Origin of the sequence: Cytobacillus sp. FSL R7-0696 (assembly GCF_038006865.1) — a bacterium.
Taxonomy (GTDB): Bacteria; Bacillota; Bacilli; order Bacillales; family Cytobacillaceae; genus Cytobacillus; species Cytobacillus kochii.
The window spans coordinates 753,779-774,856 of record NZ_JBBOWA010000001.1; the positions used below are offsets into that span (position 1 = coordinate 753,779).

Annotated in this window: 30 protein-coding genes; 8 read left to right on the forward strand and 22 right to left on the reverse strand. The window is 37.0% G+C overall.

Going from position 1 to position 21,078, the window contains the following annotated elements; all coding sequences use genetic code 11:
* Positions 1 to 55: 55 nt before the first annotated feature.
* The 8 genes from MKX29_RS03925 to MKX29_RS03960 all read right to left on the reverse strand — a co-directional run bounded on the left by MKX29_RS03925 (position 56) and on the right by MKX29_RS03960 (position 4,221).
* Entirely contained in the window at positions 56 to 1,183 is a 1,128-nt protein-coding gene (locus MKX29_RS03925; protein ID WP_341104091.1) for an MBL fold metallo-hydrolase, read from the reverse strand.
* Between the two features lie 67 nt (positions 1,184 to 1,250).
* A complete protein-coding gene (locus MKX29_RS03930; RefSeq protein ID WP_341104093.1) occupies positions 1,251 to 1,820 on the reverse strand; it encodes a sulfurtransferase TusA family protein in 570 nt (189 codons plus the stop codon).
* Between the two features lie 50 nt (positions 1,821 to 1,870).
* Complete coding sequence (locus tag MKX29_RS03935; protein ID WP_341104095.1) at positions 1,871 to 2,167, reverse strand: rhodanese-like domain-containing protein; 297 nt, start codon at positions 2,165 to 2,167, stop codon at positions 1,871 to 1,873.
* A gap of 71 nt (positions 2,168 to 2,238) precedes the next feature.
* Entirely contained in the window at positions 2,239 to 2,448 is a 210-nt protein-coding gene (locus tag MKX29_RS03940) for a hypothetical protein (protein ID WP_289432995.1), read from the reverse strand.
* An 18-nt stretch (positions 2,449 to 2,466) separates the two neighbouring features.
* Entirely contained in the window at positions 2,467 to 2,946 is a 480-nt protein-coding gene (locus tag MKX29_RS03945; RefSeq protein ID WP_095370362.1) for a DsrE/DsrF/DrsH-like family protein, read from the reverse strand.
* Between the two features lie 13 nt (positions 2,947 to 2,959).
* The gene (locus tag MKX29_RS03950) at positions 2,960 to 3,187 is read right to left on the reverse strand and encodes a sulfurtransferase TusA family protein (protein ID WP_341104098.1); all 228 of its coding nucleotides are present in this window, start codon (positions 3,185 to 3,187) and stop codon (positions 2,960 to 2,962) included.
* A gap of 78 nt (positions 3,188 to 3,265) precedes the next feature.
* Entirely contained in the window at positions 3,266 to 3,523 is a 258-nt protein-coding gene (locus MKX29_RS03955; RefSeq protein ID WP_341104099.1) for a metal-sensitive transcriptional regulator, read from the reverse strand.
* A gap of 74 nt (positions 3,524 to 3,597) precedes the next feature.
* Positions 3,598 to 4,221 (reverse strand): M15 family metallopeptidase, encoded by a 624-nt coding sequence (locus tag MKX29_RS03960; protein WP_341104102.1) that lies wholly within the window; start codon positions 4,219 to 4,221, stop codon positions 3,598 to 3,600.
* 418 nt (positions 4,222 to 4,639) lie between these two features.
* Between MKX29_RS03960 and MKX29_RS03965 the strand changes: the two genes are divergently transcribed.
* The 5 genes from MKX29_RS03965 to MKX29_RS03985 all read left to right on the forward strand — a co-directional run bounded on the left by MKX29_RS03965 (position 4,640) and on the right by MKX29_RS03985 (position 8,573).
* On the forward strand, positions 4,640 to 5,149 hold the full coding sequence (locus MKX29_RS03965) for a DUF4178 domain-containing protein (RefSeq protein ID WP_341104104.1): 510 nt from the start codon (positions 4,640 to 4,642) through the stop codon (positions 5,147 to 5,149).
* 33 nt (positions 5,150 to 5,182) lie between these two features.
* Positions 5,183 to 5,848, forward strand: coding sequence for a PspA/IM30 family protein (locus MKX29_RS03970; RefSeq protein ID WP_341104106.1), 666 nt, complete (start codon positions 5,183 to 5,185; stop codon positions 5,846 to 5,848).
* 74 nt (positions 5,849 to 5,922) lie between these two features.
* Positions 5,923 to 6,522, forward strand: coding sequence for a DUF4247 domain-containing protein (locus tag MKX29_RS03975; RefSeq protein ID WP_289432989.1), 600 nt, complete (start codon positions 5,923 to 5,925; stop codon positions 6,520 to 6,522).
* 27 nt (positions 6,523 to 6,549) lie between these two features.
* Entirely contained in the window at positions 6,550 to 6,945 is a 396-nt protein-coding gene (locus tag MKX29_RS03980) for a DUF350 domain-containing protein (protein WP_289432988.1), read from the forward strand.
* A gap of 14 nt (positions 6,946 to 6,959) precedes the next feature.
* Positions 6,960 to 8,573, forward strand: coding sequence for a polyamine aminopropyltransferase (locus MKX29_RS03985; RefSeq protein ID WP_341104112.1), 1,614 nt, complete (start codon positions 6,960 to 6,962; stop codon positions 8,571 to 8,573).
* A gap of 354 nt (positions 8,574 to 8,927) precedes the next feature.
* Here the strand turns inward: MKX29_RS03985 and MKX29_RS03990 are convergent, their stop codons facing one another.
* Positions 8,928 to 9,491 carry a DNA-3-methyladenine glycosylase I gene (locus MKX29_RS03990; RefSeq protein WP_341104114.1) on the reverse strand — a complete coding sequence of 188 codons (564 nt, stop codon included), beginning with the start codon at positions 9,489 to 9,491 and terminating at the stop codon, positions 8,928 to 8,930.
* 251 nt (positions 9,492 to 9,742) lie between these two features.
* On the opposite strand from MKX29_RS03990, the gene MKX29_RS03995 reads away from it, so the two are divergent.
* Positions 9,743 to 10,123, forward strand: a complete 381-nt coding sequence (locus MKX29_RS03995) for a hypothetical protein (protein ID WP_224934775.1) — start codon at positions 9,743 to 9,745, stop codon at positions 10,121 to 10,123.
* 61 nt (positions 10,124 to 10,184) lie between these two features.
* Here the strand turns inward: MKX29_RS03995 and MKX29_RS04000 are convergent, their stop codons facing one another.
* Positions 10,185 to 10,823: an O-methyltransferase gene (locus MKX29_RS04000; protein ID WP_224934773.1), complete on the reverse strand. Its 639-nt coding sequence runs from the start codon at positions 10,821 to 10,823 to the stop codon at positions 10,185 to 10,187.
* Positions 10,810 to 11,130, reverse strand: a complete 321-nt coding sequence (locus MKX29_RS04005) for a hypothetical protein (protein WP_341104118.1) — start codon at positions 11,128 to 11,130, stop codon at positions 10,810 to 10,812. Before MKX29_RS04005 ends, MKX29_RS04000 begins: the two co-directional genes overlap by 14 nt.
* A gap of 170 nt (positions 11,131 to 11,300) precedes the next feature.
* Here MKX29_RS04005 and MKX29_RS04010 point away from each other — a divergent pair, with 170 nt between their 5' ends.
* Positions 11,301 to 12,116, forward strand: a complete 816-nt coding sequence (locus tag MKX29_RS04010; protein ID WP_341104121.1) for an STAS domain-containing protein — start codon at positions 11,301 to 11,303, stop codon at positions 12,114 to 12,116.
* A gap of 102 nt (positions 12,117 to 12,218) precedes the next feature.
* On the opposite strand, the gene MKX29_RS04015 is transcribed toward MKX29_RS04010, so the two are convergent.
* Positions 12,219 to 12,653 (reverse strand): carboxymuconolactone decarboxylase family protein, encoded by a 435-nt coding sequence (locus MKX29_RS04015; RefSeq protein WP_341104123.1) that lies wholly within the window; start codon positions 12,651 to 12,653, stop codon positions 12,219 to 12,221.
* Between the two features lie 126 nt (positions 12,654 to 12,779).
* Here MKX29_RS04015 and MKX29_RS04020 point away from each other — a divergent pair, with 126 nt between their 5' ends.
* Complete coding sequence (locus MKX29_RS04020; RefSeq protein WP_307317228.1) at positions 12,780 to 13,214, forward strand: Lrp/AsnC family transcriptional regulator; 435 nt, start codon at positions 12,780 to 12,782, stop codon at positions 13,212 to 13,214.
* A 30-nt stretch (positions 13,215 to 13,244) separates the two neighbouring features.
* Here the strand turns inward: MKX29_RS04020 and MKX29_RS04025 are convergent, their stop codons facing one another.
* The 10 genes from MKX29_RS04025 to MKX29_RS04070 all read right to left on the reverse strand — a co-directional run bounded on the left by MKX29_RS04025 (position 13,245) and on the right by MKX29_RS04070 (position 21,067).
* Complete coding sequence (locus MKX29_RS04025; protein WP_341108193.1) at positions 13,245 to 13,553, reverse strand: SDR family NAD(P)-dependent oxidoreductase; 309 nt, start codon at positions 13,551 to 13,553, stop codon at positions 13,245 to 13,247.
* 236 nt (positions 13,554 to 13,789) lie between these two features.
* Positions 13,790 to 14,194, reverse strand: a complete 405-nt coding sequence (locus MKX29_RS04030) for an NUDIX hydrolase (RefSeq protein WP_341104125.1) — start codon at positions 14,192 to 14,194, stop codon at positions 13,790 to 13,792.
* A gap of 190 nt (positions 14,195 to 14,384) precedes the next feature.
* Positions 14,385 to 14,795: a hypothetical protein gene (locus tag MKX29_RS04035; RefSeq protein WP_341104128.1), complete on the reverse strand. Its 411-nt coding sequence runs from the start codon at positions 14,793 to 14,795 to the stop codon at positions 14,385 to 14,387.
* Between the two features lie 151 nt (positions 14,796 to 14,946).
* Positions 14,947 to 16,200, reverse strand: a complete 1,254-nt coding sequence (locus tag MKX29_RS04040; protein WP_341104130.1) for an acyl-CoA thioesterase/bile acid-CoA:amino acid N-acyltransferase family protein — start codon at positions 16,198 to 16,200, stop codon at positions 14,947 to 14,949.
* Positions 16,201 to 16,208: 8 nt separating this feature from the next.
* Complete coding sequence (locus tag MKX29_RS04045; protein WP_224934755.1) at positions 16,209 to 16,415, reverse strand: hypothetical protein; 207 nt, start codon at positions 16,413 to 16,415, stop codon at positions 16,209 to 16,211.
* A gap of 410 nt (positions 16,416 to 16,825) precedes the next feature.
* On the reverse strand, positions 16,826 to 17,866 hold the full coding sequence (locus MKX29_RS04050; RefSeq protein ID WP_445662702.1) for a hypothetical protein: 1,041 nt from the start codon (positions 17,864 to 17,866) through the stop codon (positions 16,826 to 16,828).
* Positions 17,867 to 18,187: 321 nt separating this feature from the next.
* On the reverse strand, positions 18,188 to 18,832 hold the full coding sequence (locus tag MKX29_RS04055; RefSeq protein ID WP_341104133.1) for a cupin domain-containing protein: 645 nt from the start codon (positions 18,830 to 18,832) through the stop codon (positions 18,188 to 18,190).
* A gap of 108 nt (positions 18,833 to 18,940) precedes the next feature.
* Complete coding sequence (locus MKX29_RS04060; RefSeq protein WP_341104135.1) at positions 18,941 to 19,180, reverse strand: hypothetical protein; 240 nt, start codon at positions 19,178 to 19,180, stop codon at positions 18,941 to 18,943.
* 427 nt (positions 19,181 to 19,607) lie between these two features.
* Positions 19,608 to 20,198: an ankyrin repeat domain-containing protein gene (locus tag MKX29_RS04065; protein WP_341104137.1), complete on the reverse strand. Its 591-nt coding sequence runs from the start codon at positions 20,196 to 20,198 to the stop codon at positions 19,608 to 19,610.
* 47 nt (positions 20,199 to 20,245) lie between these two features.
* Positions 20,246 to 21,067 carry an SPL family radical SAM protein gene (locus tag MKX29_RS04070; protein WP_341104139.1) on the reverse strand — a complete coding sequence of 274 codons (822 nt, stop codon included), beginning with the start codon at positions 21,065 to 21,067 and terminating at the stop codon, positions 20,246 to 20,248.
* Between the last annotated feature and the right edge of the window lie 11 nt (positions 21,068 to 21,078).

Genomic DNA, 21,078 nt, shown 5'->3' on the forward strand with positions numbered 1-21,078 from the left:
TTAAAGCTGACCTAAAAAAGGGACCCATCTCCGGTCCCTCTATATGAATATTTCTTTATCTCACCGCACAGCGATTGGGTCCAATCTCCATCTCTCTTTGTTTATCATTATCTGGAGTGATTTTCCCCATATTTGTTTGACGTATTTCTTGATACGCATTGGGTTGCGGTGGGAGATTTTCAGTGACAATCTTTCTAAATTCACTTTCATCCTCAATATTTAACCCATGGTTCTGTTTAAAAAGCACACCTAACTTCCCGGCCACACTGCCATCATCATTCAATTCATCAATCATCATAAAATGGGCAGGTAAAACGATGAGTTCACTTGATAGTTGTTTATATCGCTTATATAAACTCTCACGTAAATCTCCAACCCAGTCATCTGCAAGCCCAGCTAAATCGGGTCTACCGATAGAATCAATAAACAATATATCACCTGTTAATAAATAGCGTTCATCTACGACAAATGAAGTCGAGCCATTGGTATGTCCCGGTGAATAAAGGGCATGAATATTGATAGATGTTTCTCCAATTTTCACTTCACTACCATCTTCTAGTTTGGCATAATTGAATGTTACTTCTTCTGCATCTTTGGGTGGTAACCAATAAACAGCGTCCATCTTTGCTGCGATGTCACGTCCGCCAGAAATATGGTCTGCATGTAAATGCGTATCAAAAACATGCGTAATTTTCACCTTTTTTTCTTTCGCAAAATCAAGATATACATCTATCATTCTCGTAGCATCGATAATTGCTGCTTCACCATCTGAAATGACCATATAAGAAAGACAGCCTTTACCCATACGAACGAATTGATACATTTCTCCTCCTGTACTCAATTCCCCTACTTTAACAGGCTCTAAATGCTCACTCCATGCTTTCATTCCACCTTCTAAATAACTGACTTCCAGCCCTTCATCTGATAGCATTTCCGCCACCATTATGGAAGAGCCTTCTTTCGCACATACAACTAAGATAGCTTGATCTTTAGGCAGCTGCTCAATAATGCCTTCTACACCGTCTAATAGTTCAAAGTAAGGTATATTCAAGTAGTTAAAATCATGACCTTCTACCTTCCAATCTTGAAAATCAGCTTCATTACGAACATCTAGAATAAATAATGGCTCTTTATTAACTACCATCGTTGTTAATTCACTTGCTTTCATTTTTTTAAAAGACATCATTATACCCCCAATGGTATTTATTATTTCAAAATTTTTTGTGTTACTATCATGATTCATTGATTATTTAAATTCCTTCCACTTTCCCACTCCAACTATTCATACCTGGTACAACATTGACTGCTTTAAATTCCTTACTTTCTAATAGTTGTGCCGCCATATCACTTCGGTTACCGGTACGACAAATAACATAAATAGGCTCATCTTGTTTAAGTTTATTTAGTTCTTGCTGCAAACGTCCAAAAGGCACAGATAGCGCACCAGGTATGTGACCAAAAGCATACTCTGCTTCTTCTCGAACATCCAGAATCTGTAAAGACTCCCCCTTAGCGATTTTCTCTGTCAGCTCATCATTCTTAATGACATGTGGATGGTGCCGTTCTGGTTGTTCCTCATAATCAGAAGCCTTACGAACATAATGCTTTAGTACTTCCCCTTCCTCTACAGTACCTAGATATTGATGTCCTGTACTTTCAGACCAAGCTTTGAGGTCAGCTTTAGACCCTTTGTCAGTTGCTAGAATTTCCATTACTTGCCCTGCCTCTAATTCCTTCATGGCCTTTTTTGTCCGGACAATTGGCATCGGACAAGCTAACCTTTTTGCGTCGACTGTTTGATTTGCTTTCACTTCATTCATCTTTGGCCCTCCTTATATACCTATATGGGTATATTTAAATGTAAAAAAAATTATATTACCTTGCCATCCCATGCGAGCATTCCACCTGACATGTTCTTCACACGATAACCATGTTGTTGTAATAAAGCTGTTGCTTGCCCACTTCTTGCCCCTGAACGACAAACCATTATATAATCTTTTGATTTATCTAATTCATGCATTCGGAACTCCAATAATCGTAATGGTATATGAATGGCTGATGGAATTTTTCCTTGTTCTACTTCTTCCACTTCTCTTACATCCACAATGCTCACATCATGGTTGTTTTGCAAGAGGTCTTTAACACTTTCTGGTGATACTTGAATCATAATAAAACTCCTCTCTTACCAGGTATTCATCCCGCCCTTTATATTTGTGATTTTTGTATACCCTAGTTTCTTCAATTGCTGCAACGGATCTTTTGGAATGAAGGAATAGATCTACCTTTAAACTCTGAATGAGTTCGTACATCAACAAACTGTTTTTCCTTATCTTTTAACACCATTCGTAAATCGGCAGTTGAAATCTGCTTTATTCCTTTCACTGATATAAAACGTGTAAGAAAAAAGGCAGTAATAAAGAATAAAAGGACATCATTGATTATTTCCATTTCATATCCCCCTATTGATTAGATAAATAAATTCACATTCCCATCTTCAGCATCGGCTAAATAAGCAGCTACACCTGCATACTCAATACCGTCTAATAGTTCCTCCTGTTGTAACCCCAACAAATCCATTGTCATTGTACAAGCAACCAGTTTGATATCCTGTTCTTGTGCCATTTCAATTAAATTAGGGAGAGGGACTGCATTATGTTTTTTCATCACATTTTTAATTAATTTTGGGCCCATACCTGCAAAGTGCATATTAGATAGCCCCATATTATCGGCACCTCTAGGCATCATTTTTGCAAACATCTTTTCCATAAAACCTTTTTTTACTGGTACTAACTCTTCTTTTCTTAAAGCATTTAATCCCCAAAAAGTGTGAAAAATTGTTACTTCATGATCGTAAGCTGCTGCACCATTAGCAATAATATAAGCAGCCATAGCTTTATCATAGTCCCCACTAAATAAGATAATGGTTGTTTTTTTCTTTTCTACCATAATAGCCTCCTTCTTACCCTTTTTTAATCCAAAATTTAAAAACATCATTTTCTTCAGTATGATCGACTAATTCATGGCCACCAGATTTAGCCCATGCTGTTAGATCACTCTTTGCTCCTTTATCTGTTGCGTGAATTTCTAAAACCTCACCACTTTCCATGTCATTCATTGCCTTTTTCGTTTTCACAATCGGCATGGGACACGCCAGCCCTTTGGCATCTAATACTTTGCTTGCATTCATTATTATTTCCTCCTTTTTGATATACATATACCCCTATAGGTATAATAAAAGATAAAAAAATATATTGTCAAGAGAACTCTATCTACTTTTTACTAACATCGATACCGCCTCTTTTACCATTTCTTCATTACTTGAACCTTCAGTCCCACTTAGTACACATTCAACTAAATTATTGCTGACGATTAAACCAATCGTTCGATCTGCTGCAGAACGAACAGCTGAGAGTTGTGTTACAATTTCCCGACAATCTTTATTATCTTCCATCATTTTTACGATACCGCGTAATTGTCCTTCCATTCTTTTTACACGGTTGATCATTTGTCGATTATATTTCATTAATGCCTCCCTCCTTACAACACCCATCATATACCCCTACAGGTATAGTGTCAAATGGAAGTAAATAGAAAATATTAAATTTCTAATATCCCTCTAAAATATTTTTTTGCTCCAACCTTATTTGCCCAGCTTTTTGTTCCATATTCATAATGCCACCACTCATCTATATTCGAGATAAAACCAGCGTTCAACATCGTTCTTTTTAATAGTTTTCTATTGGCTAGGTATATATTTTCGAGTGAGGTCAATGTTTTTTTTTCCTCAAAATAATCTAACTGCGACCTTTCATGAAATTCATCAAATTCACTTCCCATTGGTAAGGGCCCATTGCCATCAAATAAGGTAAGGTCAACTGCTCCACCACTTAAATGCGGAGAAGGATGATCAATATCTTTTGTAGGCTTAGCCACATATTTTGTTAGTTCCCTTTCTAAAGAAACACCTTGGAACCCCTTTAGCATTAATTCCTTCTTTGTCGCTTCATAAATGGCAAGCTGTGTATCAAAAGAGCGCCATCCATCCCATACGTGTACCCCGATTCCTTCCGGTAGAAAAGTAACTACTTTCAAAAGTTGAGTAGCAATCTCACTTCTCACATAGCATTCGTTATAAGTCCCGTTTAGTCCCATTTTGTAGTAGTACGGTTCAATTTTGATTCTTTCCGATAAACGAGAGAGCGGCACCAGTCGTTCGGTCATTCTATGTTCACCTCTTTTTACGTCTTTTTCTATCTTTAATTTAGTACCTTCACGTCTCTGTTATTCTTTAAGAATAAGCCTCTTTTTTTACGTTATGATAATCCATTTCCCTACCCTAGCCATCTTTTTTTCATTCATTTGTTCAGGTAAATTTTTTTCGATGTAAGCTAGAGCATCATTTAACCCTTTTATTATCTGACCTTCCATAAATATAGAGTAGCAACAGATACTAAGTAAGGGTCCGACAATCCTTGCACTTATATTATCGGGAAGAAGTTATCCATTTTATTGACGCTAGTATACGAAACACCTATCATTGATTCCAAATGCGATTTTTTTATTCATAAAAAATGAAACTTCTCCCCCAATGTATCGTATGTATTAATTGTGGTAAACAGAAAGAAGTAGAGGTGAATACATGAGTTTTTTCTCAAAATTATTCGGAAAGAAGAAAAGTGATGAAAAGCCATTAGAAAAACGAAATATGTTTAATTTACAACCAGATGATATCATCACTTACAATTTTGAAGATTATCGTGTAGTTGGAAAAATCAATTATAATGATCACGGCTTCAAATGGCATGCTTATCAACTTTCCGGTATTAATGAAACCTTATGGCTAAGTGTTGAAATGGATGATGAACTTTATCTTGGTATGTATAAAAAAATAAAACTTCCCCTTAAAGAACCCATCGCAAAAGAAATAGAATATGATGGAGTGGTTTACTTTTTAGACGAAAAAGGCTCAGCAAAAGTAACAGGCGCAGGTCGTAGTGAGAATCTATCGGGACTTACTTGCTATTACTTTGATTTTTCAGACGAAGAGGAAGAAAACTTTCTCTCGATTGAAAAATGGGGTAGTGAATTAGAAGTTAGCAAAGGCAACACCATAGAGGAATATGAATTAAAAGTTATTGCAGGTAGCTAATCCCTGCGAAAAATCAGACGGAGGTCGATAATTTTGTTTAAATTTTTTAGAAGAATGAAGACGGTAGTAGAATCAGAATTAAATGCAGCTTTAGATAAAGCTGAAGATCCGGTAAAGATGTTAGAACAATATATGAGAGATATGGCAGAAGATATTAGAGAAGTTGAAACATCAGTAGCCAAGCAAATAGCTAATGAAAAAATGTTGCAAAAGAAATATACGGAAGCACAGAGCATGGTAGATAAACGTGGTGACCAAGCAATGAAGGCCGTTGAAGCCGGCAATGACGATCTTGCAAGACGTGCATTGGAAGACAAGAAAGCACATCAACAAAAAGCAGATACGCTAAAAGAATCCTATGTTTCTGCACAAAGTGATTCGATGATGCTACGCACCAAACTTGATGAAATGAAAATTGAATATCAAGAGATGGAGCTGAAGAAAGATAGCTTAAAAGCGAGAGCAGAGTCTGCTAAAACTCGTACTAAAATGAACCGCACGCTTTCAAATATCGGTAATGATACATCTAAACAAGGGTTCGCACGGATGGAAGAGAAAGTTCTACAATACGAAGCTGAAGCAGAAACGAGTGAAGATTTACGTCAATCTAATCGTAGCCTTGATGACGAATTCGCTGCTCTAGAGAAAAATGATGTCGATGATGAACTGGCAGCATTGAAGAAAAAACTTGGTAAGTAAGTTTTGTATCCTAGCCATCTGTAGAAAAGTCTCTTCAGATGGCTAGCCAATGATAATAAAAAGAAGGTGAAAAAATGAAAAAATCACTTTTCTTTGTGCTGATTTCTTTTACCCTCATGCTTACCGCATGTGGGAGTGGTACACAAACAAGCGGTTCAACTACATTTAATCATGGGATTGCAGCATTTATTAATGATCATTATACATTTTATGATGTGATTAGTAGTCAAGATAACACCTCTGATCTTTCTGAAATCTACATAGCTGAAGATCAAACGATTGACCAAGTGGTTGTCGAATTAAAAGGATATCAGGAACCAACAAACATAAGTGAAAAGCATGATATGAAACAAGTACTCGTTTATGATGATTTATTTGTAATTGTGACAGAGGACGAAAATGATACAAATAATTCAGCTATCGAAGTGGCGTCACAAGGATTTGTGAGAGATAATTATCAACCAACATTCTTTAATGGATTGTTCGCAGTTTGGATGCTTAATAACCTTTTAGGGTCAGATAATTGGGTCAATAAGAGACAAAACGAATGTCAATATAGAGAAGATTGTTACGGGGGATATTACTCCTCAGGAGGCTATTATAAAAATAGTGATAACACACGTTCCATCCGCTCATCAACCGTACGTGGTGGCGGCCCTGGTTCAGGGAAATAACTAGTTAGCTAGAAAAGGAGAAATGATATGGAACCATTTATTTTAACACTTATATACTTTCTCATTGCTGTTGCCATCATTTTAGTTGGCGTCGTTGTATTTGAGTTATTAACAACAAAATATAAAGATTGGGACGAAATTTTAAACGGTAACCATGCTGTCGCCTTATCAGTTGGCGGGAAAATTGTCGGCATATCCATTGTGCTTGCTTTCTCTATTTATAATAGTGGTACCATTTTAGATACCGTTATATGGGGATTAGTGGGGATTCTTCTACAAATGGTCGCTTATTTCCTATTTGAACTATTCACACGCAAGTTCTCAGTGGAGGAACAATTGAAAAAGGGAAATATTTCAGTAGCTATTATTAGCATGTGCGTCTCCATCGGTTTAGGATTTATCATCGGTGCTTCTATTACTTAATGAAGTATAGCAGTATGCAATCGACTAATGTTAGTCGATTGCTTTTTTTACAGAAGAAAACAAGGGAGTCCTCCTTTATGAATGATTTAAGTTTAAACAAAAGTAAAGCCATTTACTGGGCATCTGGTATTGTTTCTATATGTGGTATTATCTTTGAAGTATTATTCGGAGCAGCTGGCTCCTATCTTCTTGGAGACGGTGTAAAACAGTATACGCTCACCATTTCCTTATTTTTAACAGGAATGGGAATTGGTGCTGCAGTAAGCGAAAAAGTCACCAAAAATTTAATTCTTTCCTTCGTTTGGATTGAGTACGCCATCGGTATTCTTGGTGGATTTTCGATTTTCATTCTTTTCGGCGTGACCGCCTTCTTAAGCTCTGGTATGGATGCATTCTTTTTATATTTCATTACACTCGTTGTTGGTGCCTTAACTGGAGTTGAACTTCCCATTCTGATTAGGAAAGCAAACGAAATTGGTATTACGGTGCAAAAGAGCACAGCCAAGGTTCTTTTTTCAGATTATGCTGGTGGATTAATTGGTGGATTACTTTTTGTCTATTTATTACGTCCTCAGTTTGGACTTGTTAAAACCGCCTTTTTAGTGGCAATTATAAACGTAGTTGTCGCTCTATGGGTATTATATTATTTCAAAACAGAAATCAAACACTATAGACGCCATGCCATATCTGGATTGATCATCCTCTTCGTTCTCACACTTGGTGTCCTTTTTGGTGAAAAAACGGCCTTTTTATTTGAGCAAAAACTATATCAAGATCCGATTATTTATCATACACAAACAGATTATCAACAAGTGATCCTCACAAAAGAACAAGGCGATTTACGTTTGTTTTTGGATGGGCAATTGCAGTTTAGTTCAGATGACGAATACCGTTACCATGAAACCCTAGTTCACACTGCTGTAGCAACAGCTGATAACCCGCAGAATATCCTCATACTAGGTGGAGGAGATGGCTTAGCCTTACGGGAACTGCAAAAATATGAACAAATTGAAACAATGACATTGGTTGATCTCGATCCTATAGTCACTGATTTAGGTAAACATCATCATGAACTCACCGTGCTGAATAATCATGCATTTGAAGATGAACGCGTTAAAATTGTTAACAAAGATGCTTTCCAGTATATGAAGGAAGATGATACCTTTTACGATATCATACTTGTGGATTTACCTGATCCAAACAATGAATCACTTAATAAACTATACACACTAGAATTTTATCAGTTATTACGCAACCATCTGCTCCCTGGTGGCTCAATGATGGTTCAAGCAACAAGCCCTACTTTTGCCACTGAGGTGTACTGGTCAATTAATGAAACCATCAAAGCAACAGAACTGTATACTGAGAACTTCCACGTTGATATTCCAAGTTTTGGCGATTGGGGGTTTGTCCTTGCTAAGCGGGAGCCCATCTCACTTGAAGATGTCGATATTTCTGTTGATACAAAGTTTTTAACGAATGAGGTATTAGAAGCACTCACCGCTTTTGGAAAAGATATCGATGAGAAAATGATAGATAGTAAAGGCATGCCTATTGAGCCGGAAGTGAATACCTTGATTCATCCAACCTTAATCGAGAAATATGAACGTGCTTGGAAGAGCTATTAAAATAGAATATCTTAACACACACTCTTAAATATTTTGTCCTTACTCTACCTTTTTTCATCTGAAAGATGTTTTTTACAACATAGTTTCCTCGTTGCTTGAATGAATACGGAATTTATATCCTTATATATCTGTTGTATTCGCTCAAGCAATCTTGTTTACGATTATTGTTTGCTACTATCAAGAAGATGGATTTCCTAACTTCATGCCTAATTTTGAACTCCTATTCCTGATTAATTCAGTAGCAATAATAAATATAGAATGAGCTGGTTGGTTTAAATTTTCTTTAAGGTTACCACTTAAATAGCTTTACTTTTATTGTTATAAATAAGAAAAGGAATGACAGTCGCCATCCCTTTATTTTCCTACTGGTTCGTAGCATATACAATTAGTCACATGATCATTAACCATTCCCACAGCCTGCATAAAACTATATATGGTTACAGGACCTACAAATTTAAATCCCTTCTTTTTTAAATCTTTACTTATCTGGCTAGATAATTCCGTTTGAGCAGGGACTTGATCTTCGGATTGCCACTCATTCTGATAAGGTATATGATCTACATAGCTCCAAATGTACGCTGCAAAGCTGCCGTATGTTTTTTGAACTTCCAATAAAACGCGAGCATTATTTCTAACTGATTGTAGTTTGGCTAAATGCTTAATCACACCGTGGTTCTCTTTAATGGCTAATAGGTCGGCGTCTGTTAAACTCGCACAATATTTAATATCAAAATTATGGAACGCCTCATGGTAGTTAGCTCTTTTAGATAGAACAATCTGCCAAGATAGACCTGCCTGAGCACCTTCCAATGAAAGCATTTCAAACAAATAGCGATCATCTTTACTAGGAATACCCCATTCCTTATCATGGTAATTCTGCATTAATTGATTGCTATTTGACCAAGAACATCTATACATATATATGCCTCACTTTTTTTCTTTGACTATAACATTGTTTAATGGTCATTGCATGTATAAGAAAGACAAGATTATTTTACTAAAATATAATTCCAACTTTATACCCTCAATCAAAAGAGGCGTAAGGTTAGGGAGCTAATCCTACTCGATAAAGCAAGTGTGATAACATACGATTCGTCATATTTTCCATAAAATACTGATAGGATAAACAGGAAATTATTTTACAATCCGAACAGAAAAGAGGAATGGCGATGAAGAAAGTAAAAGCTTCTCTATGTGCATTATTAGTTATTTGTCTTATCCCTATTACTGCTACTGCTAGTAGTGGATGGGATTATTTAGGTGAACAGAGTTTATCAAGTAACGGCGCAGAAAGTGAAATTTATGCTTCTACTGGTGGCGATTATATGATTTGTCGTGATAACTATGTTGGTCCAAAAGGAAAAGTGAAAGTAGAGTTATGGGAGTACGATCCCGAAAGCTATAATGATTATGTCGGCTATCGCAATATTGCAAGGGGAGAGTGCGGGATTTTCCGCAGTATCGGTAAATTTGTTGACGGAGGAAATGAAGCAGAATTTTTCGCTAAATCTCGTACCAGTAGTAATATTCATTTGATTTTTTACGATTAATAAGCAAAAAGTGCGCGCCGGCTTACGAGGTAAGAAGCTGGTGAGCACTTTTATCTATGGGTTATTTTTTCACCCTTGAAATGGTTAAACCATCGCCTATTGGAATTAAAGTAGACTCTAGTTGAGGATGACTAGCGACTATTTGATTAAATCTCTTCATATTTTCTGTATAACGTTTAGGCTCACTACTTTCATCCGCTACACTACCATTTGCAAGTACATTATCACAGACTATTAATGCACCATCCTTTGCAAGCTTAATACAAGCAATTAAATAATTTTCATAGTTTTCCTTATCGGCATCAATAAAGAAGAAATCAAATTGTCTCCGTTCCTCTTCAAGTACTGCTAGACTTGTAAGAGCTGGACCTACGATATAAGATACTTGCTCACTAAACCCTGCTTTAGCTAAATTGCCTGAAGCTAATTCGGCAAAGCTTTTTTCTATTTCTAATGATGTTAGTTCTCCCGACTTCCCAAATCCTCGTGCTAAACAAATGCCACTGTATCCACCGAGCGCACCAATTTCAAGAACATTCTTTGCTCCTGATGTTGATACGAGCAAGGTTAAAAGCTTCCCTGTAGAAGGAGAAACAGAAATAGCTCTCATTCCATTTTCATTAATTGATTGAAGTACCTCCTCTAGGAGTTCATCGTATTGATAAAACACCTTATCAATATATCGATTAATTTGTTTCATGCTCATCCCCCTTTTCCATATTCAGTTCTGACTCACTCGCTAATTCGTTCAAATGAAAATGATTGATGTATTCTTCAATAATCATATCTATTGCTTTCAACTCTCCCACTAATATAGGATTAATGGTTTGCAATTCTGGTGATGTTAATTGTTTCTTCAAAATCGATTCCTTGAGCCTTAAGCTCTCTAAAAAAGTGAGCGCTCGTCCTCTACGAAATGTTTTAGCCCCCTCTTTATGCGGGCGGTTTCTTTTGCCCCTTCGCTCATCTCTAGGATGATCCTCAAATTCACTTTGTTTATCTTTCATTATCTCACCTCCTTCGCACATTATAATTGTATACAAATGTATACAATTAAGTCAATCTAGATTATATGGGTGACTATTAGTAGCTAGTGGATGTTCACTTGCCTTTTTCTTGAGTCATCCCTCTCACACATGCTACCATTAAAAGTGACATAAATTGGAGGCTGTGACTATTGACAATAAAAATAGAAGAACATTTACAGCAAATAACTGAAAGAATCATTACTCAAAAACCTTTATTAGCAGAAAAGCGACACATAGCAGCTAATCAATCCTATACAAATAAAACACAAGTGGATATCAAACTTTGGCGAGAAAAGTTAATAAATATTTATGCTCAATCTATCTCAACATCCGAAGAGCACACGTTTGAAACCTTACAAGAATGGGGAAAAGAAACGGTTAATCTATGGGCAAATCTTAACTTAAATCTTGAAACTGCAATTGAGGAAGTAAGATACTATCGATCACTGATCGGTGAAATCATTAAGAAAACGGCCAATGATTTCTCTCTAAGTATTGATGTATTTTACGATATCATTTCAAAATTTGATGCTGTAGTAGATCGTGCTGTTTATTGGCTGAGTATGTCTTACTCGAAACAGTTTAATCAGCGAATCCTTAGTGCAGAATCTGCAGCCGAGGAACTTTCAATTCCCATTGTAAGAATTACAGAAAAACTCGGGGTCATCCCTTTGATTGGTATTATGGATACAAATCGTGCACAAAAACTGATGCATGTCTCAATAACGTCTGCTTCTAATCTGGAATTAGAGCATATCATCTTTGATTTATCAGGCGTACCCATTATTGACACAATGGTCGCCAAGCAATTATTCGATGTAATTGAAGCACTTCAATTAGTCGGCATTTCAGCGAAAATCTCGGGTATCCGCCCAGAAATCGCTCAGACAATGGTTTCACTTGGCGTTAGTTTTAAAGTAAAAACCTACTCTAGTCTTCACCTCGCTGTAAAGGAAATCCACTAAATGAGAAAAAGAAGGGGCCACCCTTGGCCACCTCCTTCTTTTATAAATGTGTATAAGATCTTTGACCCCATTTTTTATAAGTTCGCTCATTAGGTAAATAATTTACTCTCTTGACTGAGATAAAGAACGAGAGCCTTTTAAATTCATCATTGCCCCAAAGTACTGAGAAGCTGTTGTAAAGCAAATGAAGGCACAAAGTTCACTTATTTCCTCAACGGTAAATATTTCTTTTAAAACCTCAAAAGATGAATGCGGAATGTCCCCTTTTTTCTTTAAAAATACTTCTGCAAATCCAACGGCAATTGCTGTTTTTTCATTATATTTGTCAGGTTCTGGTCTACCTTTAGCTTTACAATAAGTACAACCATTTCCTTGTGCCAAAGCTCGCCTTACTTGTTCTTTTAATTCGGCAGATAGGAACCCTTTTGTTTCTAGCGTATCACCTAATCTGCTCCAATCCTCCAATAATTCACTATTATGTCCTAATAATCTTTGAAAAGGGGTTTCTCCAATATTTGATGCGACAATTCTTGCCATTTAAAGCACCTCCTTGATAATATTTATTATTATAAGAAATAAAAAAGCCCATTTACATTAAATTCAAAATGAAAATGCAACAAATTATTTTAATATTAAACGTTATAGGAGGATTTACTTTTAAAAATGAAAATCGATGATATTGATAAGAAAATCATTAATGAATTACATCAAAATAGCCGTTTATCCATGAGTGAGATTGGTCGAAGAGTGAATTTGTCTTCCCCTTCTGTCACAGAACGCATAAGACAAATGGAGTCATTTGGAGTAATTAAAAAATATACATTAGAAGTAGATCATGAAAGATTAGGCTTGCCGATTCAATGTATCATCGAAGCAACGGTGAAAAATGGTGATTATCAATCTTTTAAAAATAATATTAAGAAATTGCCTAACGTCGCATTTTGTTATCGCATTGCCGGAAGTGCCTGTTTTATGCTTAAAATGCATTTTGAAACATTTGCGCAAGCAGAAGCATTCATTGATAAAATGAGTCCAGTTGCACAAACAGTTACACATTTTATTTTTTCACAGGTTGAAACAAACATAAGGTACGAATAGCATCTACCATTGTTTTGAATTCATTACTATTTACCTTCCCTCACTCGCATTGATTGTTTCGCCTACTATATATTTTAAGGGATCAGATGCGAGGAAGGTCACGCACACTGCTACTTCCATCGGTTTAGCAGCCATTTTAATTGATGTTGTGGCGGACATGCGTTTTAGCCGGTCATCTTTTGGGGCAAATTTTTCATGGAAAGGGGTGTCAACAAACCCTGGTGCCACTCCGTTTACAATGATACCGTACTCTATAAATTCCCTCGACATTCCAATCGTCATTGTATCCAGAGTCCCTTTAGTCGCAGCATAATGAATGCTCTCTCCCGCGCCACCTATGCTGTTTCACGCCCAATACCTGAGCTAGCTTCTGTGATTAGAGCCACTTTACCTTTTAGATTACCCATCATGACTCCCCCTGTTTTTATTTCTTCCATAAAAAAAGGTTGCGATTGCAACCAAATGTTTTGTAAAGGCTACTAATGCTTGTTCGCCAAAGTTTGTTTCTCCTTCTTTCGCAAGTTATCTCTATTCATCTACTAAATTTTCTTTCGATACAATAAGCAAGTTCGTTGCTATTTCATACAGTATATTAACAATCCCCTATCCTCTGGAAAAGATAACGATAGACTTTGCATTTCATCGATGCCCTTCCAAGCAATATCATAAATAAGATGATCTGGGTCTTGAATACTCATTTGACCTGCAATAATCTCCACTAAATAATAGTGGACTTCAATGATTATATTTAATTCTTTAAGCACATCTTTTTTGACTTTAACCTTACCAGAGATCTCACCAATATAGCCCGTCTCCTCCAGTAGTTCACGCAAACAGCAATGTTCTAAATCTTCATTTGCCTCTAAACCACCAGACGGTATAGACCATGTCTTCTCTTCTTCTGGTTTGCCTTGAAGCACCATTAGTAACTGACTTTCTTCATTTATACAAATTGCTGCTGCACCGACCCATTTTTCCACTGACCTGTTATCATCCCTTCTTTTGAAACAATGCTGTTAACAAACCTGGTACGCCAAATAAGCAATTAAGTTGTTCAAATCACTTCCATGCTTCTTATTTCTATTAAAATCAAGCATCTTTAATAAGTCTTCGTGATTATAAATAACCTCTTTCATCATTATTTCACTCCCCAAAAACAATTGATTAACTCTACTCCCTCATCCAAGCAACAGAATTAAGAGAAAATATGTATATTGGATAGACAAAAAAGCCTCCAAGAATAAATAATCCTGTAGAGGGATTAGGGCTGTCTGCAGGATAAGTAATAGGAAACAAGACGTTGTTTACATAAGAGAAAACAACTAGATAAGGAAGCCACAAGAGAAGCGACCAATAATGAATCTTTCTCTTTTCAAACCATTTAAGAATAAGAAAAATAAGCCATACTGTGATAGCAATAAAGCCGATCAAAATAGCACTTATAATAATGATATTCATTGTTCTAGTTTCAAAACCTGATAACCGTGCAAATCGATAAACGTTTGCCATTAGTGTTATTGGAAGATAAAATACCAGAGCTATACAGAAGCTAATGACATTTATGCGGAAAAAGTTTTGCAAGAAATGCACTCCTTTTCTGTAAATATATAACTGTATATTACTAATATCTTTATCGAATATCAATAAATAATACTCCTAATACAATAAATTTAATAAACATTCCGACCCTTCAGCCACTGGCTAAGTCAACTTAAACCGACAAACATATTGATTATTCATCCCCCAGTTTTTTCGCGAAACTTCTCCTAAAAAAATCGATTGTTTCTTCCCATGAGTGCACGCTCGCTTTTGCTGTTTGTGCTTTTGAACCACCCGTAAAGCCATTGGCTACAATCGGTAAATACGGTATCCCGATTTCATGGCCTGCTGCTTCATAAAAATGTTTTTGAATATTTTCATGTGTACATACATCATGAAAAACAGAAGAACGAAAATTAGCGTCTTCTTTTCCAGATATCAATAAGTATTCCTTTTTGGTTTCTTCGATAGGGATAATGGCTTTATTGAGTTCATACAAACAATCGTACCAGTACGATAATGGATTCCCTCCTCTCATCCATTGTGCCCTACAATAGGATGCTACCTCTACAGGGTTTTCTTTAGAGGCATATGGTAAGGCTTGTCCGCGAAAATTCCAAGCAGGCGGTAACGTTCTTGCTTCAGACCATGGCACAATGCCTGCAAAAGAAACGGCTGAACCATTAAGAGAGACAGCTGCTGTGATTTCATCAAACAAGACAGATGACCACAAAGCTAGCTCACCACCCCTTGATGTTCCATGGATTCCTATCCAGTTCGGATGAGCATCCCTTCTATTCGTCAACCAAATAATTGCATTTTCAATGAGTTCTAGAGGGACCTCTACCAATCTGTCATTTAATCCTTCTTCACCAAAATAAGCTAAAGCCAATGTGTTAAAGCCATATGCAGTTAATGCACTCGCAGCAAAATCGTTTGTCCCCCCTTCAGAACCTGAAACGACTATAATGGAAGGTCTTACTTTATAATGCCGATGATAATAATATCTCCCAATCAAACCATCACCATTAATTGTAATACTATCCACTTTTTTATCTTTATACCATTTCCTCACTATTATTTTCTTATCTAAACAAATATTATCTCTATAAAGAGCAATTTCATATTCATGAGGATTTAATCTTATGTACGGCTCGCTTTTATTTTCTGTTTGTTCTTCTATTTGCATCGACCAAAAAAGACCCATTGCGTCCGTTTCAGTATAAGTGCCTTCATATGGCTTTGCGCTTGCTAAGTCAATTTTCCCATGTTCATCTGCAATAAATTGAGCATAAGAAACTCTTTTAATGAGCTTATTCTTCGTTACTGAATGCCTAATAAGCTCTACTTTATACCGCTTGCCACTTTGTAAGGGATAGAAGCTTAAATGAAGTGGCTCAGCAATCAGTGAAATCCAGCGATTGTTTTTTTCATGAATTATAGTCATCTCTTAACCTACTTTTCGATATTTTGTTGCTTCATTTCTCTTTCAATTGAACGAACCATTTCTTTTAGCTCTGCTATCTCCATCAGCAATTTCTGCTGATCTTGTACTTTTGGTTGAAAAAACAACCGATAAAGCTGCGAAATTCCCCAATATACCATACATAAACTAATACCAAATACAAGGAATATAATCGCAATGGGTATGATATTCTCCATTAACAATACACCTCCATTTGTATTTCTTTCCTTTATCATTCTCTCTTTAGAAGGTTTTTCAGATAACCATATTATATATCACCATTTACTTTTTTGTATTTTTTTACAAATAAACCATAGTTTTTTTCCTACTTCTACTCAATTAATTATAAAATAATGTAATATACCTAACTTTTGAGTGTTAAATTGGTATCGGTGCCGTGCAAAGTATAAGGGATTGCTTGTCTTATATATTGAGGATTCTTCTATTAAGTAAGAAATGAAGTTCTATATGGGCATACAAGTTGAGCTGTAACCCTTAGATAAGATGGTAATTAAGAAAATAACAAACTACCATTAAAAAAGAACAAAGACTATCTTAGCTTTGTTCTTTGAATTCATAGCATATAATTGTTTCATTCATCATTTCTTTATTGAGCTGCAACCCATGGTGATAGTTGTAGACTAACATCACTTGTATTGATGTTTTGACCAATAAAAAACCCTTGTAAATTTTGTGCTCTAAAATTAATTGAAGGGGCATCTTGTGTACTAGCATAACCGGCCGTTTCTGCACCAATATTACATCCATTTACTTGATTATATACAGCTAAATAATATTGTTCTTCTGCTAGTAATGTGACTGGTGAAACAAGTGGTAAGTTAAATACTCCTGGTGTGATTGTATTAACAAGAGGTGTGACCGCAATTACTGTTGCGTTATTATTGCCTACAGGACTTAAAATAGCCATTTGAAAATCACCTGTTACGTTGCCATCTTGAACAATGTAACACGAAAGTTCTGATACCGTTTGCTCTGTTTGATTAAATACTAATGCACCTACTGCCTGAAAGTTCCCTCCACCTGCGTTAAATGGTAATTCTGCATTGATACTACCCATTGTTAATGTTTGAAGGAAATTTCCACCACCTCCACCACTTGGACCAGTTGCACCCGTCGGACCTTGTATACCTATTCCTATTGGACCAGTTGCACCCGTTGGACCAGTGGGTCCCGTTGAACCTATAGGCCCCGTTGCTCCTGTCGGACCTGGTGGACCGCCTGCTGGACCGGTTGGGCCAGTCGGACCGGTTGGGCCTCCTGCTGGACCGGTCGGACCCGTTACTCCTGTTGGACCAGCAGGGCCGCCTGATGGTCCTGTGGGGCCTGTAATTCCTATTCCTGTCGGACCGGTCGGACCCGTTTGTCCTGTGGGACCAATCGGTCCGGTTGCTCCTGTTGGTCCCTGAGGGCCTCCTGCTGGACCAGTCGGACCAGTCGGACCGGTTGGGCCACCGAATGGACCGGTCGGACCCGTTACTCCTGTTGGTCCTGGTGGTCCTCCTGATGGTCCAGTTGGACCGGTGACTCCTATTCCTGTCGGACCAGTGGGGCCGGTTGCACCCGTTACACCAGTCATACCGGTAACTCCAAATCCAACTGGACCGGTTGGACCCGTTATACCAGTCATACCGGTTACCCCAATTCCCACTGGACCGGGAGGACCCGTTACACCAGTTATACCAGTTATACCAGTTATACCGATGATGATTGCACCAGGACAACATATATTACATTTATCACAATGGGAGTAGTATCTTTTATTACATTTACGACAATATTTCTTTTTCTCTCTACTAACTAACACGATGAAACCTCCCTTTTTTTAATCTATAAATTATGTTATTTGTACAACTTCCTTTTGATTGTATTCTTGCCTATAGGCTAATACTTTGTCATATCAATCCACAATAAAAAAAGCTGCCTCAGCAGGCAGCTAATTCTAAAAGCTTCAATCATATGGTTGATACTGAATAGGGTGAAATTGTTTTTGTTGAGTATGTTGAGTTTGAGAATTAGGTTGGTAATAGTGTTGGGTATTATGATATTGGGTTGTATGTCGTTGACAATCCGCCGATGGGCCAATGATTACTGTGTTAGTAATAGGTGAAATCGCTTCTTCCCATTTATCCTGATCAAGACAATAGTTATCAGACATCACTTTACTTGGAGTTAATCGCAATATATCTGAGCCATAAATAGCTTGTGGATAAGGAGCATCAAAAATAGCTAATAAATGCGTGTTATCATCGGTCGCTACCTCATAATGCCAAAAACCTTGAGGGACATTTGCTACTTGTCCTGGTTTAATTGGTATATTTTTCAACTCATTTGTAAAGGGATTAATAAAGGAAACGACCGCAGAACCACTCACACAATAGACCAGTTCTGAAGCATTTTGATGGATATGAGGTTCTACATATTTCTCTTTACTAAGAAAAATATCTAACATTGACACATTCCCAAGCGTGTTTAGCTGATCCCTCCCTAAAGCATTAATATAGTTTTGGTTGTCCCTTTTGAAAAGTTGGTTATTTCGCAAGTCATACATATATTGGTTATTAGGTGATTGATAATCTATATATAAAACAGCCATACCACTCACTCGCCTTCCTTAAATCTCATTCGCTTTAGTATATGGGCTGGGCTGTAAGAGGTGAATACTTTTTATTTTGTGATTTGATTCCATGGAAATTCTTTAGAATCAAGCGTCATAAGGAATTTGGAATTTCTCATATGACAATGAAAAAGCTTGGTTATTATAAGGAGCATGATCACTAAATACAGCCCACTTTCCGTTATCAGTCGTCCATAAAGCGTGCGGGGCTGTTAGACTAAAAGTATACCGTAAGAAACCCGGATTAAGGATATGCCTGTTCATCACCTTTGAAAAGGTGCTAAGGACGATGATGCCTATGGATAATCGACTCTTCCTATCTATCATTGTATATCTTCTCTATATTAAGAAAGAGACTGCTCAACAATCGAGCAAAATGATCACCGGCTATTTCTATCAAATCTCTGCCTATTCTAAAGACCTAATGAATAAAAGACCCCAGTGGTTTCTTCCTCTATCCATCATGAAAAAGAGCCTAACTCGGGAATAAATGATGGTTGCACATGTGAAAGTAACCATTGATGAGGTCAAAAAATGCAGATGACTTCTTAGAATAGGGTGTCTATGGGCTAAGACCAAGATCGCCTCATCATGATTCCCCTTGACTTTAAAAATATCATTACTAGAAAACATGTCTAATTACTATTTGTACTTTCTAATCGCAGAAAAAATAAATAAAACTGACACCTTTTTAGGAGTCAGCTTATCGTTTAATTTTATATTATCTACAATTTTAACAAAGTAATTAATTAACTTACTTTGTTACCTTTTCCATTATCTCAATCATCTCTCGATACCCTCTATTCCTCGCATGTTGCAAAGGTGTTACCCCATCTTTGTCTGTAATCGTAATGTCTGCTCCATGATCAATGAGCAATTGAACAATTTCTTGATGTGTTTTGCCACCATCACTTAAAATGATGGCCTCGAGTAATGCTGTCCAGTGCAAATCATTGATATGGTTCACATCCGTATCAGAATGTGTGAGCAGTTCCTTTACAACTTCAATATGCCCCCGTTCACATGCCGGAATAATGGCAATGCCACCGTAGCGATTGGTGATTGTTGTATCGGCTCCTGCTTGGATAGCTAATTGAACAATTTCAAGGAGTCCTTCAGCACCTGCGTATAAAAGCACATTATCTAATCGTTTATTTCGAATATTGATATCTGCACCATGCGCTATTAGCACTTGCACAATTTCCATTTGATTTTGTTGGGTCGCTGCCATAACGGCTGTATTCCCCTCGTCATCTTGTGCATTTATATTCGCCCCGATATTTAACAATGTTAATAAATGATCTTTATCTCCCTCTCTAGCTGCCTTTATTAATTGTAAACTCACAATCACTAACCTCCATCTTTAAAGTGTACCTCTATATATGTTTATAGTTATGAGGGGGCAAATCCTGCTTGACTGATGTAGATTTGTTCTGGTGGGAAAACTTTTTTAAATCTTTTCTCTACGCAAGTGATAACAGACGGTTGATACCATTTTTCCAATCCTAATGCGTGATACTTCTTTTCAATCCCTAAACGACTTGTCCGTTTTCCACCACTGCCATCACCCATAAAATAATCATCGATACATACACGATCAACATATTCTTTTAATTTTGTGGGAAATGCCTCACTGCTAGGCAGTATAGGGGCAACTGCTACTTGTGTGGGGATATTGGCATCTGCTAGTTTTTTTAAGGCATTCATTCTCGCCTGAATAGGCGGTGCTTCGTTTGCAAACCGCTTACGTATTTCCTCATCATCGGTCTCAATCGTCATACTGACTCGAACACTGTTTCCTAATTTCTTTAGTAAATCAATATCCCTTGTAACAAGCGGGCTTCGTGTTTGAATAAGGAGAAAATCTGCTGGATTGCTAACAAATACTTCTAAAAGTGACCTTGTGACTTCTTCCTTATACTCCACCGGTTGATAAGGATCCGTACTGGAAGACATGAAGATTGTGACGGTTCCTTTCTTCTTTTCCCTGTTCAATTCTTTGTCTAACAACAGAGCAGCTTCCTTTTTTACATCGACCCACTCACCCCATTCTCCTTTTCGAAAAAGGGAAACAGGCATTTGCCTTACATAACAATATGCACAGCCAAATGTACAGCCCGTATAAGGATTCAGAGTATGTGTGTAGCCTGAAAGATAGCCAGTTCCTTTATTAAGAATCGTCTTCGGTTGTTTATAAAGATACTCTTTTGTCATCTTCCGAACAC

Excerpts from the sequence above, each read along its gene's own strand:
- MKX29_RS03945 (WP_095370362.1), bottom strand. The coding sequence starts at position 2,946 with ATGGTAGAAAAGAAAAAAACAACCATTATCTTATTTAGTGGGGACTAT.
- MKX29_RS03990 (WP_341104114.1), bottom strand. The coding sequence starts at position 9,491 with ATGTATAGATGTTCTTGGTCAAATAGCAATCAATTAATGCAGAATTAC.
- MKX29_RS04005 (WP_341104118.1), bottom strand. The coding sequence starts at position 11,130 with ATGAAAGATAAACAAAGTGAATTTGAGGATCATCCTAGAGATGAGCGA.
- MKX29_RS04070 (WP_341104139.1), bottom strand. The coding sequence starts at position 21,067 with ATGACAAAAGAGTATCTTTATAAACAACCGAAGACGATTCTTAATAAA.
- MKX29_RS04045 (WP_224934755.1), bottom strand. The coding sequence starts at position 16,415 with ATGGAGAATATCATACCCATTGCGATTATATTCCTTGTATTTGGTATT.
- MKX29_RS03980 (WP_289432988.1), top strand. The coding sequence starts at position 6,550 with ATGGAACCATTTATTTTAACACTTATATACTTTCTCATTGCTGTTGCC.
- MKX29_RS03960 (WP_341104102.1), bottom strand. The coding sequence starts at position 4,221 with ATGACCGAACGACTGGTGCCGCTCTCTCGTTTATCGGAAAGAATCAAA.
- MKX29_RS04040 (WP_341104130.1), bottom strand. The coding sequence starts at position 16,200 with ATGACTATAATTCATGAAAAAAACAATCGCTGGATTTCACTGATTGCT.
- MKX29_RS03935 (WP_341104095.1), bottom strand. The coding sequence starts at position 2,167 with ATGATTCAAGTATCACCAGAAAGTGTTAAAGACCTCTTGCAAAACAAC.
- MKX29_RS04055 (WP_341104133.1), bottom strand. The coding sequence starts at position 18,832 with ATGGCTGTTTTATATATAGATTATCAATCACCTAATAACCAATATATG.
- MKX29_RS03975 (WP_289432989.1), top strand. The coding sequence starts at position 5,923 with ATGAAAAAATCACTTTTCTTTGTGCTGATTTCTTTTACCCTCATGCTT.
- MKX29_RS03985 (WP_341104112.1), top strand. The coding sequence starts at position 6,960 with ATGCAATCGACTAATGTTAGTCGATTGCTTTTTTTACAGAAGAAAACA.
- MKX29_RS04050 (WP_445662702.1), bottom strand. The coding sequence starts at position 17,866 with ATGACTGGTATAACGGGTCCAACCGGTCCAGTTGGATTTGGAGTTACC.
- MKX29_RS03925 (WP_341104091.1), bottom strand. The coding sequence starts at position 1,183 with ATGTCTTTTAAAAAAATGAAAGCAAGTGAATTAACAACGATGGTAGTT.
- MKX29_RS04015 (WP_341104123.1), bottom strand. The coding sequence starts at position 12,653 with ATGGCAAGAATTGTCGCATCAAATATTGGAGAAACCCCTTTTCAAAGA.
- MKX29_RS03950 (WP_341104098.1), bottom strand. The coding sequence starts at position 3,187 with ATGAATGCAAGCAAAGTATTAGATGCCAAAGGGCTGGCGTGTCCCATG.
- MKX29_RS03940 (WP_289432995.1), bottom strand. The coding sequence starts at position 2,448 with ATGGAAATAATCAATGATGTCCTTTTATTCTTTATTACTGCCTTTTTT.
- MKX29_RS04000 (WP_224934773.1), bottom strand. The coding sequence starts at position 10,823 with ATGAAACAAATTAATCGATATATTGATAAGGTGTTTTATCAATACGAT.
- MKX29_RS03930 (WP_341104093.1), bottom strand. The coding sequence starts at position 1,820 with ATGAATGAAGTGAAAGCAAATCAAACAGTCGACGCAAAAAGGTTAGCT.
- MKX29_RS03955 (WP_341104099.1), bottom strand. The coding sequence starts at position 3,523 with ATGAAATATAATCGACAAATGATCAACCGTGTAAAAAGAATGGAAGGA.
- MKX29_RS04020 (WP_307317228.1), top strand. The coding sequence starts at position 12,780 with ATGAAAATCGATGATATTGATAAGAAAATCATTAATGAATTACATCAA.
- MKX29_RS03995 (WP_224934775.1), top strand. The coding sequence starts at position 9,743 with ATGAAGAAAGTAAAAGCTTCTCTATGTGCATTATTAGTTATTTGTCTT.
- MKX29_RS03965 (WP_341104104.1), top strand. The coding sequence starts at position 4,640 with ATGAGTTTTTTCTCAAAATTATTCGGAAAGAAGAAAAGTGATGAAAAG.
- MKX29_RS04060 (WP_341104135.1), bottom strand. The coding sequence starts at position 19,180 with ATGATAGATAGGAAGAGTCGATTATCCATAGGCATCATCGTCCTTAGC.